The sequence below is a fragment of the Pseudomonas sp. EL_65y_Pfl1_R83 genome (genome assembly GCF_963970695.1).
GTDB lineage: Bacteria > Pseudomonadota > Gammaproteobacteria > Pseudomonadales > Pseudomonadaceae > Aquipseudomonas > Aquipseudomonas tritici.
Genome location: NZ_CAXAQI010000001.1, coordinates 333,049 through 348,282, shown reverse-complemented (window position 1 = coordinate 348,282; position 15,234 = coordinate 333,049). Strand labels below are relative to the sequence as shown.

Annotated in this window: 12 protein-coding genes; 7 read left to right on the top strand and 5 right to left on the bottom strand. The window is 60.9% G+C overall.

Annotated features, from left to right (window positions below; all coding sequences use genetic code 11):
- Positions 1-58 precede the first annotated feature (58 nt).
- The 3 genes from AACY08_RS01585 to AACY08_RS01575 all read left to right on the top strand — a co-directional run bounded on the left by AACY08_RS01585 (position 59) and on the right by AACY08_RS01575 (position 3,060).
- Positions 59-331, top strand: a complete 273-nt coding sequence (locus tag AACY08_RS01585) for an HU family DNA-binding protein (RefSeq protein WP_003174819.1) — start codon at positions 59-61, stop codon at positions 329-331.
- A gap of 230 nt (positions 332-561) precedes the next feature.
- Positions 562-2,436 (top strand): SurA N-terminal domain-containing protein, encoded by a 1,875-nt coding sequence (locus AACY08_RS01580; protein WP_339467541.1) that lies wholly within the window; start codon positions 562-564, stop codon positions 2,434-2,436.
- A 99-nt stretch (positions 2,437-2,535) separates the two neighbouring features.
- Positions 2,536-3,060: a GNAT family N-acetyltransferase gene (locus tag AACY08_RS01575; protein ID WP_339467540.1), complete on the top strand. Its 525-nt coding sequence runs from the start codon at positions 2,536-2,538 to the stop codon at positions 3,058-3,060.
- Here the strand turns inward: AACY08_RS01575 and AACY08_RS01570 are convergent.
- Positions 3,007-4,212, bottom strand: coding sequence for an MFS transporter (locus tag AACY08_RS01570; RefSeq protein WP_339467538.1), 1,206 nt, complete (start codon positions 4,210-4,212; stop codon positions 3,007-3,009). The two genes, AACY08_RS01575 and AACY08_RS01570, sit on opposite strands and share 54 nt — an antisense overlap.
- Before the next feature lie 118 nt (positions 4,213-4,330).
- Between AACY08_RS01570 and AACY08_RS01565 the strand changes: the two genes are divergently transcribed.
- Positions 4,331-5,230 (top strand): LysR family transcriptional regulator, encoded by a 900-nt coding sequence (locus tag AACY08_RS01565; RefSeq protein WP_339467537.1) that lies wholly within the window; start codon positions 4,331-4,333, stop codon positions 5,228-5,230.
- Between the two features lie 89 nt (positions 5,231-5,319).
- The gene (locus tag AACY08_RS01560; protein ID WP_339437205.1) at positions 5,320-6,102 is read left to right on the top strand and encodes a DUF2242 domain-containing protein; all 783 of its coding nucleotides are present in this window, start codon (positions 5,320-5,322) and stop codon (positions 6,100-6,102) included.
- Between the two features lies 1 nt (position 6,103).
- On the opposite strand, the gene aceE is transcribed toward AACY08_RS01560, so the two are convergent.
- Positions 6,104-8,764 carry a pyruvate dehydrogenase (acetyl-transferring), homodimeric type gene (aceE, locus tag AACY08_RS01555; RefSeq protein WP_339467536.1) on the bottom strand — a complete coding sequence of 887 codons (2,661 nt, stop codon included), beginning with the start codon at positions 8,762-8,764 and terminating at the stop codon, positions 6,104-6,106.
- 145 nt (positions 8,765-8,909) lie between these two features.
- Between aceE and AACY08_RS01550 the strand changes: the two genes are divergently transcribed.
- Positions 8,910-9,380 carry a MarR family winged helix-turn-helix transcriptional regulator gene (locus tag AACY08_RS01550; RefSeq protein WP_339467535.1) on the top strand — a complete coding sequence of 157 codons (471 nt, stop codon included), beginning with the start codon at positions 8,910-8,912 and terminating at the stop codon, positions 9,378-9,380.
- Between the two features lie 63 nt (positions 9,381-9,443).
- Here AACY08_RS01550 and AACY08_RS01545 read toward each other — a convergent pair whose 3' ends face one another.
- The 3 genes from AACY08_RS01545 to AACY08_RS01535 all read right to left on the bottom strand — a co-directional run bounded on the left by AACY08_RS01545 (position 9,444) and on the right by AACY08_RS01535 (position 12,937).
- Positions 9,444-10,448 carry a transketolase-like TK C-terminal-containing protein gene (locus AACY08_RS01545; RefSeq protein WP_339467532.1) on the bottom strand — a complete coding sequence of 335 codons (1,005 nt, stop codon included), beginning with the start codon at positions 10,446-10,448 and terminating at the stop codon, positions 9,444-9,446.
- 333 nt (positions 10,449-10,781) lie between these two features.
- Positions 10,782-11,810, bottom strand: a complete 1,029-nt coding sequence (locus tag AACY08_RS01540) for an AraC family transcriptional regulator (RefSeq protein ID WP_339467529.1) — start codon at positions 11,808-11,810, stop codon at positions 10,782-10,784.
- Complete coding sequence (locus AACY08_RS01535) at positions 11,807-12,937, bottom strand: carbon-nitrogen hydrolase family protein (protein ID WP_339467527.1); 1,131 nt, start codon at positions 12,935-12,937, stop codon at positions 11,807-11,809. Before AACY08_RS01535 ends, AACY08_RS01540 begins: the two co-directional genes overlap by 4 nt.
- 213 nt (positions 12,938-13,150) lie before the next feature.
- Here AACY08_RS01535 and AACY08_RS01530 point away from each other — a divergent pair, with 213 nt between their 5' ends.
- A complete protein-coding gene (locus AACY08_RS01530) occupies positions 13,151-15,190 on the top strand; it encodes an NADPH-dependent 2,4-dienoyl-CoA reductase (protein ID WP_339467743.1) in 2,040 nt (679 codons plus the stop codon).
- Positions 15,191-15,234: the final 44 nt, after the last annotated feature.

The following is a 15,234-nucleotide window of genomic DNA, read 5'->3' as shown; positions in this document are numbered from 1 at the left end:
TTTTGTTTTTACCAAAAAACTTAGAATCATACTCAATAGAAATATAAGGGGACTTAGAGTGAACAAGTCGGAACTGATTGATGCTATCGCTGCATCCGCTGATATCCCGAAAGCTGCTGCTGGCCGTGCGCTGGATGCAGTAATCGAATCCGTCACTGGCGCTCTGAAGGCCGGCGACTCCGTGGTTCTGGTAGGCTTCGGTACTTTCTCTGTGACTGACCGCCCAGCTCGCACTGGCCGTAACCCACAGACTGGCAAAGCACTGCAAATCGCTGCTGCCAAGAAACCAGGTTTCAAAGCCGGTAAAGCCCTGAAAGAAGCCGTTAACTAAGCCTCGCTCAAGCCTTACCTACCCGGGTCGGACGCAGGTCTGGCCTGGCAGCGGAGCGGCAGCTGACCTACGTATCCATTGGGTCACTACGCAGGGGGTGTGGGTTAAAACCCCCGTCCGCTCCGCCAGTTACGAGAAGGCGCATCCTCGGATGCGCCTTTCTTCTATCCGGACTCTACCCACGCTCCACGGTTGCCTATTTTTGAAGTTCAACCGTTTCTGGGGGACGCATGCTGCAAAATATCAGGGACAATTCACAAGGCTGGATTGCCAAGACCATTATCGGGATCATCGTCGCATTGATGGCGTTCACCGGTATCGAAGCCATTTTCCAGGCTTCGGGTAACAGTAAACAGGACGTGGCCAAGGTCAACGGTGAAGAGATCACCCAGACCGAGCTGAGCCAAGCCGTCGACATGCAACGTCGCCAGCTGATGCAACAGCTGGGTAAGGATTTCGATGCTTCGCTGCTGGACGAAAAACTGCTGCGCGAGGCGGCCCTCAAGGGGCTGATCGATCGCAAGTTGCTGCTGCAAGGTGCGGCCGATTCCAAGTTTGGCTTCTCTGAAGCTGCGCTGGACCAGGTGATCCTGCAGACGCCGGAGTTCCAGGTGGACGGCAAGTTCAGCGCCGAACGCTTTGACCAGGTGATTCGTCAGTTGGGCTACAGCCGTATGCAATTCCGTCAGATGCTGACCCAGGAAATGCTCATCGGCCAGGTTCGCGCAGGTATCGCCGGCAGTGGTTTCGTCACCGACGCCGAAGTGCTGGCATTCGCCCGTCTGGAAAAACAGACCCGCGACTTCGCCACCGTCAACATCAAGGCCAACCCTGCCGCGGTGAAACTCACCGACGACGAGGTCAAGGCTTACTACGACCAGCACGCCAAAGAGTTCATGACCCCTGATCAAGTGGTTATCGACTACCTGGAATTGAAGAAGTCGTCCTTCTTCGACGAGGTCAGCGTCAAGGACGATGAACTGCAGGCTGCCTATCAGAAAGAAATCGCCAACCTCGCTGAACAGCGTCGTGCTGCGCACATCCTGATTGAAGTCAACGACAAGGTCACCGACGCACAAGCCAAGGCCAAGATCGAAGAAATCCAGGCTCGCCTGGCCAAGGGCGAGAAATTCGAAGCCCTGGCCAAGGAGTTCTCTCAGGATCCAGGTTCGGCCAACAGTGGCGGCGATCTGGGCTTTGCCGGCCCAGGCGTTTACGACCCGGAGTTTGAAACCGCGTTGTACGCGTTGAAGAAGGACCAGGTCTCGGCACCAGTGCGCAGCACCTTCGGTTGGCACTTGATCAAGCTGTTGGGCGTTGAGGCACCGCAAGTGCCGACGTTTGCCAGCCTGAAAGACAAGTTGACCAAAGACCTCAAGACCCAGCAAGTCGAGCAGCGTTTTGTCGAAGCGACCAAGCAATTGGAAGATGCGGCATTTGAAGCGTCCGACCTGGCCCAGCCGGCGTCCGACCTGAAGCTGACCGTGCATACCTCCGCGCCGTTTGGCCGTGAAGGTGGGGAAGGTGTTGCGGCCAACCGTGCCGTGGTCACCGCTGCGTTCAGCCCGGAAGTGTTGGATGAGGGTGCCAACAGCGCCGCCATCGAGCTGGACCCGGAAACCATCATCGTGCTGCGTGCCAAGGAGCATCTGAAGCCTGCGCAACTGCCGCTGGAAAGCGTCAATGCCGCGATTCGTACGCAGATGGCCAAGGAGCGCGCCAGCGCGGCTGCCAAGACTCACGCTGACGAGTTGATCGCCAGCCTGCGTGATGGCAAGACCCCGCTGAACCAGCCGGTCGACGGCCAGGCGTGGAAGGTCACTGAAGCGGCTACTCGTAGCCAGGAAGCGATCGACCCTGCCGTGCTGCAAGCCCTGTTCCGCATGCCCAAGCCTGCGGCCAAGGACAAGCCGACCTTCACCACTGTGACCCTGGCTGACGGTAGCCTAGTGATCGTGCGTTTGAACGGTGTCAACGAAGCCGCTGCACCAACGGACGAAGAAAAGGCGCAATACCGCCGCTTCCTCGCTTCGCGTATCGGTCAGCAGGACTTCGCGGCCTACCGCAAGCAGTTGGAAATCAAGGCTGACATCAAGAAGTACTGATGTCGGTTTGAACAAAAAAGCCCTCGGCCTGAACAGTCCGGGGGTTTTTTATGTGCGCTAGACTGGGCATTCACTGTCGCGGACCAAGGAGTTTTAAGCGTGTTCGATCAAGGAAGTGAGGGGGTGGTGATCCGCCGCGCCAGTGTGGCGGATGCCCCGGCGGTTTTGCAGGTGTTCGACGAAGTGATTGTCTGGTTCGTGACCAGGGGCAATCACGGTCAATGGGGAGCTGAGCCCTGGTCAGCCTCGCCGCGGCGGGTTGCGCAAGTAACCGATGCCTGCGCGATGCCGGGTGCGTGGGTGGCACAGGACAGCAGCGGCCAGGTCCTGGCCGCACTCGTGTTGGGCGAGCCCATGGCTTATGTGCCCGCAGCGACAGAACCTGAGGTCTATGTGCGGCTGCTGATCGCCTCGCGGGATCAGCGCGTACGGGGTATTGGTCGGCGCCTCATGGCGTTCGCCGACGACCGTGCCCGTTCTGCGGGAGTGAGGCGTTTGCGTGTGGACTGCTACGGCGGCGGGATCGGCGACCTGGTTCGGTTTTATGAGTCCTGCGGATATGAGCGCATTTCAATGTTCGACCTGGAGGGATGGCCGGGCCAGTTGTTGGGTCGAAGCCTGTAGTGCGCCGGCCAGGGCCAGCAGCATTAGCAGCACAACCGCCCACGGAAATGCGCCGACACCCCATCCCTGGAGCAACACGCCGCCTGCGAAACCGCCGCCCGCGATGCCCAGGTTCCAGACGGTCACCAGCATCGACTGCGCGGCATCCGCCGACTCGCCTGCCGACTTGGCCAGCGCTGTTTGCAGGAGCGCGGGCAGTCCGCCGAAGGCCAGGCCCCATAGCGCGACGGCGGTGTAGATGACCGCTGGCAGGTCGATCCAGAACGCCAGCGCCAAGGCGACCAGGCCAAACAGCGCGCAACTGATCAGCAGCAGTGCGCGCAACCACCGATCAATCAATACGCCTGCCAGCCAGATGCTCAACAATGCGGCGAGGCCGAACACCAGCAGCACCCGATCGATATCCGCAACAATTCCCGCCGGTACCAGCAGCGGGGCGATATAGGTATAGAGAATGTTATGGGCCAGCACGTAGGTGAAGGTCACCCACAGCACCGGACGAATGCCTGGCAATGTCAGCACTTGATGCAGCCCCAAGCGTTTTGTGCCGCGTTCGCCGGCAAAATCCGGAAGTTGCCAGCGCGCCCAGATCAGTAGCACCAGCGTGAGCCCGGTCATGATCGCAAAACTCAGGCGCCAGCCAACCACGGCGCCCAGAAAGGTGCCGGCGGGTACACCCAGTGACAGCGCCAACGGGGCGCCTAGCATTGCCACCGCAATCGCCCGGCCCTGCAGGTGTGGCGCAACCATTCGGCTGGCGTAACCCGCCAGTAACGCCCAGAGCAGCCCGGCGAATACGCCCGCGAAGAAGCGCGCCATCAAGGTCAGCCCGTAGTGGCTGGAAAGGGCGGTCACGCTGTTGACCAGCGCAAAGCCACTAATGGCCACCAGCAACAAGGGGCGCCGTCGCCAGCCTCGCGTCAACAGCGTCAGCGGGATGGCCGCCAGCAGTGACCCAATGGCGTAAAGCGTGACCAATTGGCCGACCAGTGCGGGCGACACGGCCAGGCCTTCGCCCATCTGCGGCAGGAGCCCGGCAGGCATGGCTTCGGTGAGGATGGTGATAAAGCCGGCACTGGCTAAGGCCAGCAAGCCGCCCAGCGGCAGTGTTTCTTTCTGGGGGGTAACTGGGGCATCGGTGAGGCACGTCATCGCATTTTATCCATGCAAAAGGTCAAGCTCCCAGAGTAGGGGGCTGTGGTCGGCGGAAAAACAGGCTAATGTTCCGAACTTATCGGACCTCAGTGTCCGTAATCTCCAAGGGCACATCATGGACAGTCTCGGCAGACTCTCGGTATTCGTGCAGGTGGCAGAGACCCGCAGTTTCACCGCCGCCGGGCGTGCGCTGGGGGTGTCGTCTTCGGCCGTCGGCAAAAGCATCGCGCGGATGGAAGAACGCTTGGGTGTGAGGCTGTTTCACCGCAGCACCCGCAGCATCACCTTGACCAGCGAGGGCGCGCTGTTCCTTGAGCGCTCGCGGCGTATCCTTGCCGAAGTCGAGGCCGCTGAGCGCGAGCTGACCGAAGCCAGCGCCACGCCCCGGGGCAAGCTGCGCATCAGCGTGCCGCAAGTGCGCGGTTTGTTGATGCCGGTGCTCAGCGATTTTATGCGGGCCTACCCGGATATCGAGCTGGATGTGGATTTTTCCGACCGCATGGTGGACGTAATCGAGGAAGGTTTCGACGCGGTGATTCGCACTGGCAAACCGGAAGATTCGCGCCTGATGGTCCGTCATCTGGGGCATTACCAATTGGTGCTGGTCGGTACACCGGCTTATTTTCGCCAGCATGGCACGCCGAAAGAGCCGCAGCATTTGAGCGAGCATGCCTGCCTGCGCCACAAGTTCTGCGCCACAGGCAAACTGGAACCCTGGCCGCTGCGCATCGCCCCCGGCGCCTCTGAACCCTTTTTACGCGCGTCTCTGGTCAGTACCACCATCGAGTCCCTCAACCATGTGGTGCACGAAGGGTTGGGTATCGCTTGCCTGCCGGACTATATGGTCAACCTCGCAGTGCGCGAGGGGCGCCTGCAAAGGGTACTGGATGACTATCTTGAACACCGGGGCAGTTTCTGGATGTTGTGGCCATCAAGTCGCCATGCGTCGGCTAAATTGCGCGTATTTATTGATCACCTGTGCGCCGGGCTTTTTCCTACAGGTGGCGTCTCGTAGGGCTGTGACGTTTTACCGACAGGAATGCGCGCGCCAAGGCCTCGTTCTGTTGCACAATACCGCCCTGACTGTTTTCCTCGGGATTTTCAATGTCGACATCATTTTACTTGCGTAGCCTTGGGGTGGCGCTAGTGTTGGCGGGCGCCGCGGGCTGCTCGTCACCCAAGACCGCTATCTATGAACATGAGAGTTTCGACGACTCCGGCACGTTTTCGCGGGATTACCCGGTCAGTGATGTCGCCGCGTGCGAAGCCGCGCGCCGTGCCCTACTTAGCCAGGGCTACATCATCACCAGTAACGATTCGAAAGTGGTCGTGGGTAACAAGAGCTTTCAGCAGACGGGCGAGAGCCACCTGCAGATTAGCTTCAACGTGGTGTGTGCCGATGATGGCAAAGGCACCAACCATTCAACAATGTTTGCCAACGCCTTGCAGGATCGCTACGCGCTGAAGAAGGTCAACAACTCCGCGAGTGTGGGTGTGGGTGTGCTGGGGTCCGTGTCGATGCCAATCGGCTCTACCGATGACTCGATGGTGAAAGTGGCCAGTGAGACCGTGTCCGCGCCGAAGTTCTACGATCGTTACTTTGCGCTGGTGGATGTGTTCCTGCCGCAAGAGGTGAAGAAGGCCGAGAATATCCCTGAGAAGCCGAAGGCTGACCTGGGGGTGCCGGAACCTAAAGCCGCCCCGGCTGCCGAGACGGTCGAGAAGGTCGAGCCGCCGAACGACCCGCCTGCCACTTCACAACCCGTGGCGCCGCCTGCCGAGGCCGCGCCGATTGCCCCGCAAGCAGAGCCTGCACCGGCTGCCACGAACCCGGAGCTGCCTGCGCCGACCGAAGCGATTCCGCCCCTGCCGACGCCTGCACAGTAACTCAGACCGCTGCGGGGTTCGTCTTGTCGACGTTGATCCCGTAGCGGCTGATTGCCTCGCTGACTTTATCGCGACCGATCACACCGTCATCCGCCAGCGCCTTCAAGGCCGCCAGCACGATGAAGTGCCGGTCCACTTCGAAGAATGCCCGCAGGGTTTCTCGGGTATCCGATTGCCCGAAGCCATCCGCACCCAATGCCACAAAGCGCCGGCCAGGTACGAAAGGGCGGACCTGATCGGCGAAAAGTTTCATGTAGTCTGTCGCCACCACCACGGGCCCCGTTTCACCGGCCAGGCATTGCTCCACATAACTTATCCGTGGCTCGCTCTCCGGGTGCAGCAGGTTCCAGCGCTCGGCCTCATGGCCATCGCGACGCAATTCGGTAAGGCTGGTTGCGCTCCACACGTTGCTTTGCACGCCAAAGTCTTTCTCCAGCAATTCAGCCGCCGCCATGACTTCCCGCAGGATTGAGCCACTGCCCATCAGTTGCACCTGAGCCTGCTCGCTGGCGTTCAATCGGTACAAACCCTTGAGAATTCCGTCTTCCACGCCATCAGGCATCGCTGGGTGCGGGTAGTTTTCGTTGAGCAGGGTGATGTAGTAGTAAATGTCCTCTTGGTCGACATACATCCGCCGCATGCCTTCGCGAATGATCACCGCCAGCTCGTAGGCAAACGTCGGGTCGTAAGACACACAGCACGGAATCACCGACGACAGGATATGGCTGTGCCCATCGTCATGTTGCAAGCCTTCGCCCATCAGCGTGGTGCGGCCGGCCGTGGCGCCAAGCAGGAAGCCGCGCGCCCTTGCATCGCCTGCCGCCCAGGCAAGATCACCGACGCGTTGGAAGCCGAACATGGAGTAGAAAATATAGAACGGAACGGTCATCAGGCCGTGGTTGCTGTAGGACGTACTCGCCGCGATCCATGAGGAAATGGCGCCGGATTCATTCAGGCCTTCCTGCATGATCTGTCCGTCCTTGCTCTCCTTGTAGTAGCTCAGTTGCCCGGCGTCCTGTGGGGTATAGAGCTGGCCGACGGCGGAATGAATACCGATCTGACGGAACAGGCTTTCCATGCCGAAGGTGCGCGATTCATCTGGCACGATGGGCACGATCAGTTTGCCCAGGTGCGGGTCCTTGAGCAGGGTGCCAAGGATGCGCACGAAGGCCATGGTGGTGGAGATCGCGCGTTCGCCGGTGTCTTTAAGCTGGGTGGCGAAGGCACTCAGTTCAGGGATTTGCAACGATTCGACCGCACTGTGTCGCGCTGGTACGTAGCCGCCGAGGGCCTGGCGGCGTGCAGCGAAGTAGCGGGCTTCTTCGCTATCCGCGGCAGGCTTGATGTACGGGATATCGGCGAGCTGGTCGTCGGCCACTTCCAGGCCGAAGCGGTCGCGGAAGGCTCTTACAGCGTCGGCGCCCATTTTCTTGAGTTGGTGGTTGATGTTCTGGCCTTCGCCAGCTTCGCCCATGCCAAAGCCCTTGACGGTTTTCGCCAGGATCACGGTAGGTCGGCCGCTGTGGCGCACGGCGGCGGCGTAGGCGTTGTAGACCTTGTCCGGGTCATGCCCGCCCCGTGAGAGTTTCCAGATATCGTCGTCGGACATGTCCGCAACCAACGCCAGCAATTCCGGATATTTGCCGAAGAAATGTTCGCGCACATAAGCGCCGTTCTGGGACTTGTAGTTCTGATAGTCGCCGTCAACGCATTCCATCATGCGCTGGCGCAGCAGGCCGCTTTGGTCTTTTTCCAGCAGCGCGTCCCAGCCACCGCCCCAGATCACTTTGATCACGTTCCAGCCGGCGGCGCGGTACAGGCTTTCGAACTCCTGGATCACCTTGGCGTTGCCGCGCACGGGGCCGTCCAGGCGTTGCAGGTTGCAGTTGACCACAAAGATCAGGTTGTCGAGTTTCTCGCGACCCGCCAGGGATATGGCGGCCAGGGATTCCGGCTGGTCCATTTCGCCATCACCGAGGAAGGCCCAGACTTTGCGCCCTTGGTGCTGCTTGAGGCCGCGCAATTCCAGATAGCGCATAAAGCGCGCTTGGTAAGCGGCGGTGATCGGGCCGAGGCCCATGGACACGGTGGGGAATTGCCAGAAGTCCGGCATCAGCCGCGGGTGCGGATAGGACGAAATGCCCTCGCCACCGGCCTCGCGGCGGAAGTTGTCGAGCTGCGCTTCGCTGATGCGGCCTTCCAGGTAGGCGCGGCCGTAGATACCAGGGGAGGAGTGGCCCTGGATATACACCAGGTCGCCGTCAAAGGTATCGGTGCGCCCACGGAAGAAGTGATCGAAGCCTACGTCATACAGCACAGCAGCTGACGCATAGGTCGCAATATGCCCACCAACGCCGGAGTGTTTGCCTGCGCGCAATACCATCGCCATGGCGTTCCAGCGAATAAACGCATTGGTGCGGCGTTCCATGGCCAGGTTGCCGGGGTAGGGCAGTTGGCGGTCCACCGGGAGGGTGTTGACGTAGGGGGTGGTAACCCGCCCATAGAAGTCGCCATGCCGCGCCACGTCGAAATCCAGCAACTGATCGATCAAGTAGTGCGCGCGCGGGCGGCCTTCGGTGGACAGCACAGATTCGATGGACTCCAGCCACTCGCGGGTTTCCTGTGGATCGTCGTCGCGTCTGACTGCGTTGTTCGGGGTCATGTGAAGCTCCAGGGTAGGCGGAATTCAAGTGACGGGCTCCTCGTGGGAGTGTCGTCAATGTAATTGCAATTGCAACTACATGACCGAATCTAGCGCGGGATGAGCTACTATTGCAACCTTCTTGAAATCCCTCGGATGGTGTTGCATGTCGTCGAAAGAGCCTGATGTATGGTTCCGTTTTGTCAGGGCCCACAGGACGGTCATCCGTGAAATCGAACGCCGCCTGGCCGAGGCGGACTTGCCGCCCTATGCCTGGTACGACGCATTGTGGGGCCTGGAAAGCGGCCCCGATGGCACCCGCCGCATGCACGAGCTGGCGGATGTGTTGGCCATCGAGCGCTACAACCTCACGCGTCTGGTCGACCGCCTGGAAAAGGATGGCTTGGTCGTGCGTTCGCGCTCCGATGGCGACGGCCGCGCGGCGTTTGCCTCGATCACCGATGCCGGCCGGGTGTTGCGTAAGAAAATGTGGAAGATCTACGAGAGCACGGTGGATGAGTTGTTTCTGTCGCAGATCGAGCCGGCGCAGCGCCGGGGGTTTGCGGATGCGCTGGAGCGCACAGCGGGGCTGGCGATGGAAGCCGGGGTACAGACCCGCAGCCGGCGCAAAACCTGAGCCTCAGCAGAGATCCAATGTGGGAGCAGGCAAGCCAGCTCCCACAGTTGACGGCATTCCAGTTCATTTGAGTGGGTACCGGGCCATCGCTGTTTCCACCTGCTGAATATCAATGCGCCCCTCATCCGCCAACGCCCGCAGCGCCATCACCACAATCCAATACCGACTCGGCGCACCGGCCTGCACCGACCCCGCTCCCAGCGCCACAAACCGCGCATCCATATGAGCGGCCAACTGATCGACAATCGCCTGCGGATACCCGGTGACGGCTATCACTGGCGCCGCAGTTGCGGCCAGGCATTCACGCAGATGGCAACTGCGCTTGGGCGCTGTGGGGTGCAGCCGATTCCAGCGTTCAGCCGCTGCAGCCTCACGCGCCAGTCGCGTGTAACTGGGGCAACTCCACACCTGGGCCTTGATGTCCCAGTCCTGCTTCAATAACCGTGCGGCATGCAGCACGTCTTCCAGTGCCCGGCCCGCACCGAGCAAACGTACGTCGCCCGTGTGGTCACGCTTGATTGGGTACATGCCCTTGAGCGCGTCCTCGCGATCCTGCGCGCTCAGCACCCCTGCGCTTTGCTGATCATGCAACGCCAGGTAATAAAACCCCGGTTCACCGTCGACATACAGCGTGTGCAAGCCAGCCAACACGATTGCCCGGGCTTCTTCGCCGGACGCCGGGTCGTACGGCGTGCAACGTGGATGGGTAGCGAGCCACAGCGGCAGGGAAGGTTGTGCACCTTTGGGCCAGGGCGAAGGCTGGTTTTCGATGTCGTTACACAGGATGCCGCGCTGCTGGGTCACGTCCGCCAGCGCACTCAACTGTGCCGATGATTGCGCGCTGTGTAGGTACAGCAAGGGTTTTTCGACGGTATTGCGCGCAAACCAGCGGGGCCAGTTCCCCACACGCCGGGAGCGTGACTGGCCGCGAATCACCCACGCCTGTCGGCTGGATTCGAGCGTGTTGGCCATGGTCATCACGGTGTACAGCGGTGAGTTGGGAGGGTCTTCTGCGGCGCTCAAAACGTCGATGCAGCGTTGCGCGCAGTCAAGGGTGGAGGCGGGCATGGGCGAGTCACCTGGTAACAGATGCGCCTACCCTAATCGAATTCTCTATATTATTGCAATTGCAATGATTGCAATCGCACCTCAAGTCCTGGCGACTAAATCCATAAAGCGCTGCTACGTTTAATCCTGAAGTGCAGGAACGTCATGGCGCAGACATTTTTTCGTCATCACGGCACTTTAGGCTTGTGATGAATGTCATTTGTTTGCAACCGCTTTTAATTCAAAAAAGGAGTCCCCCATGGACGATTACCAGGAAGAGCTGCTCGAGTACCAGGCCTTTGAATGGGACCCGCTGGAACCCGCAGACGATGCAACCGAGCTGTAAGACCGACTTCAGGCGGAATGCCGCTGACTGCGGCGAAATTCCCCTGGGGTCTGGTTGTTCCACCGCCTGAACGCCCGCTGGAAGGCTTGGGCCGAGGCAAAACCGAGCAAGTAGGCGATCTCGCCGAACGCCAGTTCCGTGTCGCGAATATAGGTCATGGCCAGGTCGCGGCGGGTATCGTTGAGAATTGCGCGGAACTGAGTGCCTTCTTCGGCCAGTTTGCGGCGTAGCGTCCAGGTCGGCAGCTTCAAGCGTGCCGCCACTTCTTCCAGGTCGGGTTCCCGGCCGCCATTGAGCATCGGCCCGAGCAACCGGGTAATGCGCTCGCGCAGGCTGCGGGTGCGGGTCAATTGCTCCAACTCTCTCTCACAAAGTTGTAACAACAAGTTCCAGGTGCTTGGGCAGTGCTGCGGGTTGCGCAGGGCCAGGGTTTGCTGGTTGAGGCGCAATTGGTTGGCCTCGGCGCTGAAGTGAATGTCTCCGAGCGGGTTGTACTGATCGGCATACACCGGTGCTTCAAATTCGATGTCGATGCGTTGTGCCTGCACCCGATGCTGGGCCAGGCTCGACAACTGATGCAGCCAGCCGGCGATGATCGAGTCGACCACAAAGCGGTTGAAGGCGTTGTAGGGGCTGATGGAGTAGAAGCGCAGCCATGCGCCTTCGGCATCCTCGACAAAGCTCGACTGCCCGCGATAATTGGAGCCATACAGTGCTTCGAAACGAGTCAATGTGCGCGCAGCCTCGCGTACGTTGGGCGCCTGGGCGGCAGTGACGCCCGCGAGCCCTGACTGGCTCAAGCGGCTGAACTGGCCCATGCGCAAACCCAGGCTTGGGTCGCCGGTGAGCTGGATGGCCGCATGGCCAAGGCGCATGTAACGCGGGATCGATAAGCGTGCTCCGGCCTCTGCGAGGCGGGCCGGGTCGAGGCCGTATTGCAGCAGCAGCGGCTGCGGGTCCAGGCCGTGGCTGTGGATGGCATCCGCCAGGGTGTGCACGAAGCCCACCGACAGGTCCCCCAGCCGTACGGGCTTCACAGCCAGATATTCAACAAGCGCGCACCACGGGCGTCGCTATCTGCGCTGATGTGCCCGTTGCTGCTGAGGAAGCTATGCCCAGCAGTGCCCAGGTCCCAGAACTGTCCACGCAGGAACACGCTCATGCCGGCGCTTGCCTGACTGACGGGCGGCTGGCTGATCAGCGTGAGACGGCGCCAGGCTTCGCCTTCACTGAGTTCTTCGGGCTTGAGGCTGATTTCAGTCGGGGTGGAGACGCTTTTGAAACCGCGCCATGGGCGGTCCCAGGTGTCACGTCCCAGCACAAAGGCTGGCACTGCGATCAACTGCGCGCCGTGTTCGTTGAGTTTGCGGTAGTTGTCCGGGTACCAGCTGTCGCTGCCCACCAGCACGCCCAGGCGACCGGCCGGGGTGTCGACCACGCTGACGACGTTTTCATCACCGGGTTCGATAAAGCCACGTTCATCGTAGATCGGGTAGAGCTGACGCTGCGGCTCGCCGACGGGCAAACCGTCGGCGCTGAAGACAACGCTGGCGTTATACAGCGCACCATGGCCGACCTGCAGCTGTCCCTGACTGACGCTTGGGTTGGGCAGGGTGATGGAGCCGGCCACCAAGGTCACGCCAAACTCCTTGGCCAGGCCGCCAAACAACACCTGATAGTCCCGCGCCATGCCATCGGCTTTCATGCGCAGGTAGGCGTCGTCGGTGCGGTTGTCGCCCGTGGCGCTGATCCACGCGCGCGCAAACATCAGTGGGTTGCTGACCGACAGCCAATTCATCGCATCCTTCGCGTGGAGAGCCTGGTAGACCTCGTTCTTCTCGCCTATGAGCATCAGCCAGGTGCCAATATGTTCGGGCAGTACCACGATGGTCTTGTCGTTGATCAGCCCTTGGTCGCGTGCTTTTTGCAGGTAGGCCGACAGCTTCAGGTGCAGGCGCTCCAGGCTCTGGTAGTCGGCCGGAAACAGCTCCGGCTGGATGCCCAGCAAGTTGCCACGGTCAGCCGGCAGGCCTTCGTTGACGGCGAGGGTGATGCGCAGGTCCGACAGGTAATGCGCCACGGGGCGCTCCTGGGTCCAGACCAGATACGCGGCGACGGCGGCAACCAGGGCCATGGTGGCGGTAAAAGCTAGAAGTTTACGCATGGGGCAACAGACAACAGACCGTGTGCAGGGTTCGCCGACTAGGGTAGGGCCCATGGGCCGGCTTGCCAAGGGGCGCTGTGCATTTGGATCAATAACTTGTCAGTTTCAGTCATTGAGCGGTAGTCCGCCGGCTCTTAGTCTGTGGGACATAAACCGATGGCGGGCCGCATGAGCCTGTCACGCCCCCGTGATGATCCGTTGTGGAGCTTGACCATGACCGCTGTTGCCTACCCGCACCTGCTGGCCCCGTTGGACCTGGGTTTTACCACCTTGCGCAACCGTACCCTGATGGGCTCGATGCACACAGGCCTTGAAGAAAAGCCCGGCGGTTTCGAACGCATGGCCGCCTATTTTGCCGAGCGCGCCCGTGGCGGCGTTGGCCTGATGGTCACGGGCGGCATTGGCCCGAATGACGAGGGCGGGGTGTACGCCGGCGCGGCCAAGCTGACCACCGACGAAGAAGCGCAAAAACACAAGATCGTGACCAAAGCCGTGCACGAGGCGGGCGGCAAGATCTGCATGCAGATCCTCCACGCCGGTCGTTATGCCTACAGCCCTAAACAAGTTGCACCGAGCGCGATCCAGGCGCCGATCAATCCGTTCAAGCCCAAGGAGCTGGACGAAGAAGGCATCGAAAAGCAGATCCAGGATTTTGTCACCTGTTCGTTGCTGGCCCAGGTCGCCGAGTACGACGGCGTGGAAATCATGGGGTCCGAAGGCTACTTCATTAACCAGTTCCTCGCCGCCCACACCAACCATCGCACCGACCGTTGGGGCGGTAGCTACGAAAACCGCATGCGCCTTGCGGTGGATATCGTGCGCCGTGTGCGTGAAGCCGTCGGCCCGAATTTCATCATTATCTTCCGCCTGTCGATGCTCGATCTGGTGGAGGGCGGCAGCAGCTGGGAAGAAATTGTGCAGTTGGCCAAGGCTATCGAAGGCGCCGGTGCGACCCTTATCAACACCGGGATTGGCTGGCACGAAGCGCGTATCCCGACCATCGCCACCAAGGTGCCGCGCGGCGCGTTCAGCAAAGTCACCGCCAAACTGCGCGGTGCGGTGCAGATTCCGCTGATTACTACCAACCGCATCAACACCCCGGAAATCGCCGAGCAGATCCTCGCCGAGGGCGATGCCGACATGGTGTCCATGGCACGCCCATTCCTGGCCGACCCGGAATTCGTCAACAAGGCCGCCGCTGGCCGTGCCGATGAAATCAACACCTGTATCGGCTGCAATCAGGCCTGCCTGGACCACACCTTCGGCGGCAAGCTGACCACCTGTTTGGTCAACCCGCGCGCGTGCTATGAGACTGAGCTCAACTACCTGCCCGTGCAGCAAATCAAGAAGATCGCCGTGGTTGGTGCCGGTCCTGCCGGTCTGGCGGCGGCAACCGTGGCTGCGGAGCGCGGCCATCAGGTGACGCTGTTTGATTCCGCCAGCGAGATCGGCGGCCAGTTCAATATCGCCAAGCGCGTGCCGGGCAAGGAGGAGTTCTTCGAAACCCTGCGCTACTTCAAGCGCAAATTGCAGACCACCCACGTGGAGCTTTGCCTCAATACCCGTGTGGACGTGGCGCAACTGGCGGCGGGCGGTTATGACGAGATCATCCTGGCTACCGGCATCGCGCCGCGTACCCCGGCGATCCCGGGGGTCGAGAATGCCAAGGTACTGAGCTACCTGGACGTGATCCTCGAACGCAAGCCGGTAGGCAAGCGCGTAGCGGTGATCGGCGCCGGTGGTATCGGTTTCGACGTCTCGGAATTTCTCGTGCACCAAGGTGTGTCCACCAGCCTGGACCGCGAAGCGTTCTGGAAAGAGTGGGGCATCGACACCCAGCTGCAAGCCCGCGGTGGTGTAGCCGGTATCAAACCGCAACCCCATGCGCCGGCGCGTGAAGTGTTCTTGCTGCAACGCAAGACTTCCAAGGTGGGCGACGGCCTGGGCAAGACTACCGGCTGGATCCACCGTACCGGTTTGAAGAACAAGCAGGTGCAGATGCTCAACAGCGTCGAGTATTTGAAAGTCGACGATGAAGGCCTGCATATCCGCATTGGCGCCGAGGGTGAACCCCAAGTGCTGGCGGTGGACAACATCGTCATCTGCGCCGGCCAGGACCCGCTGCGCGAACTGCAGGACGGCCTGGTCGCGGCGGGCCAGAACGTGCACCTGATCGGCGGCGCCGATGTGGCGGCCGAGTTGGATGCAAAGCGCGCTATCAATCAGGGTTCACGCCTCGCTGCCGAACTGTAAGAACCCAAACGGGGCGGTGTTAGACTACCGCCCCATTTTTCATG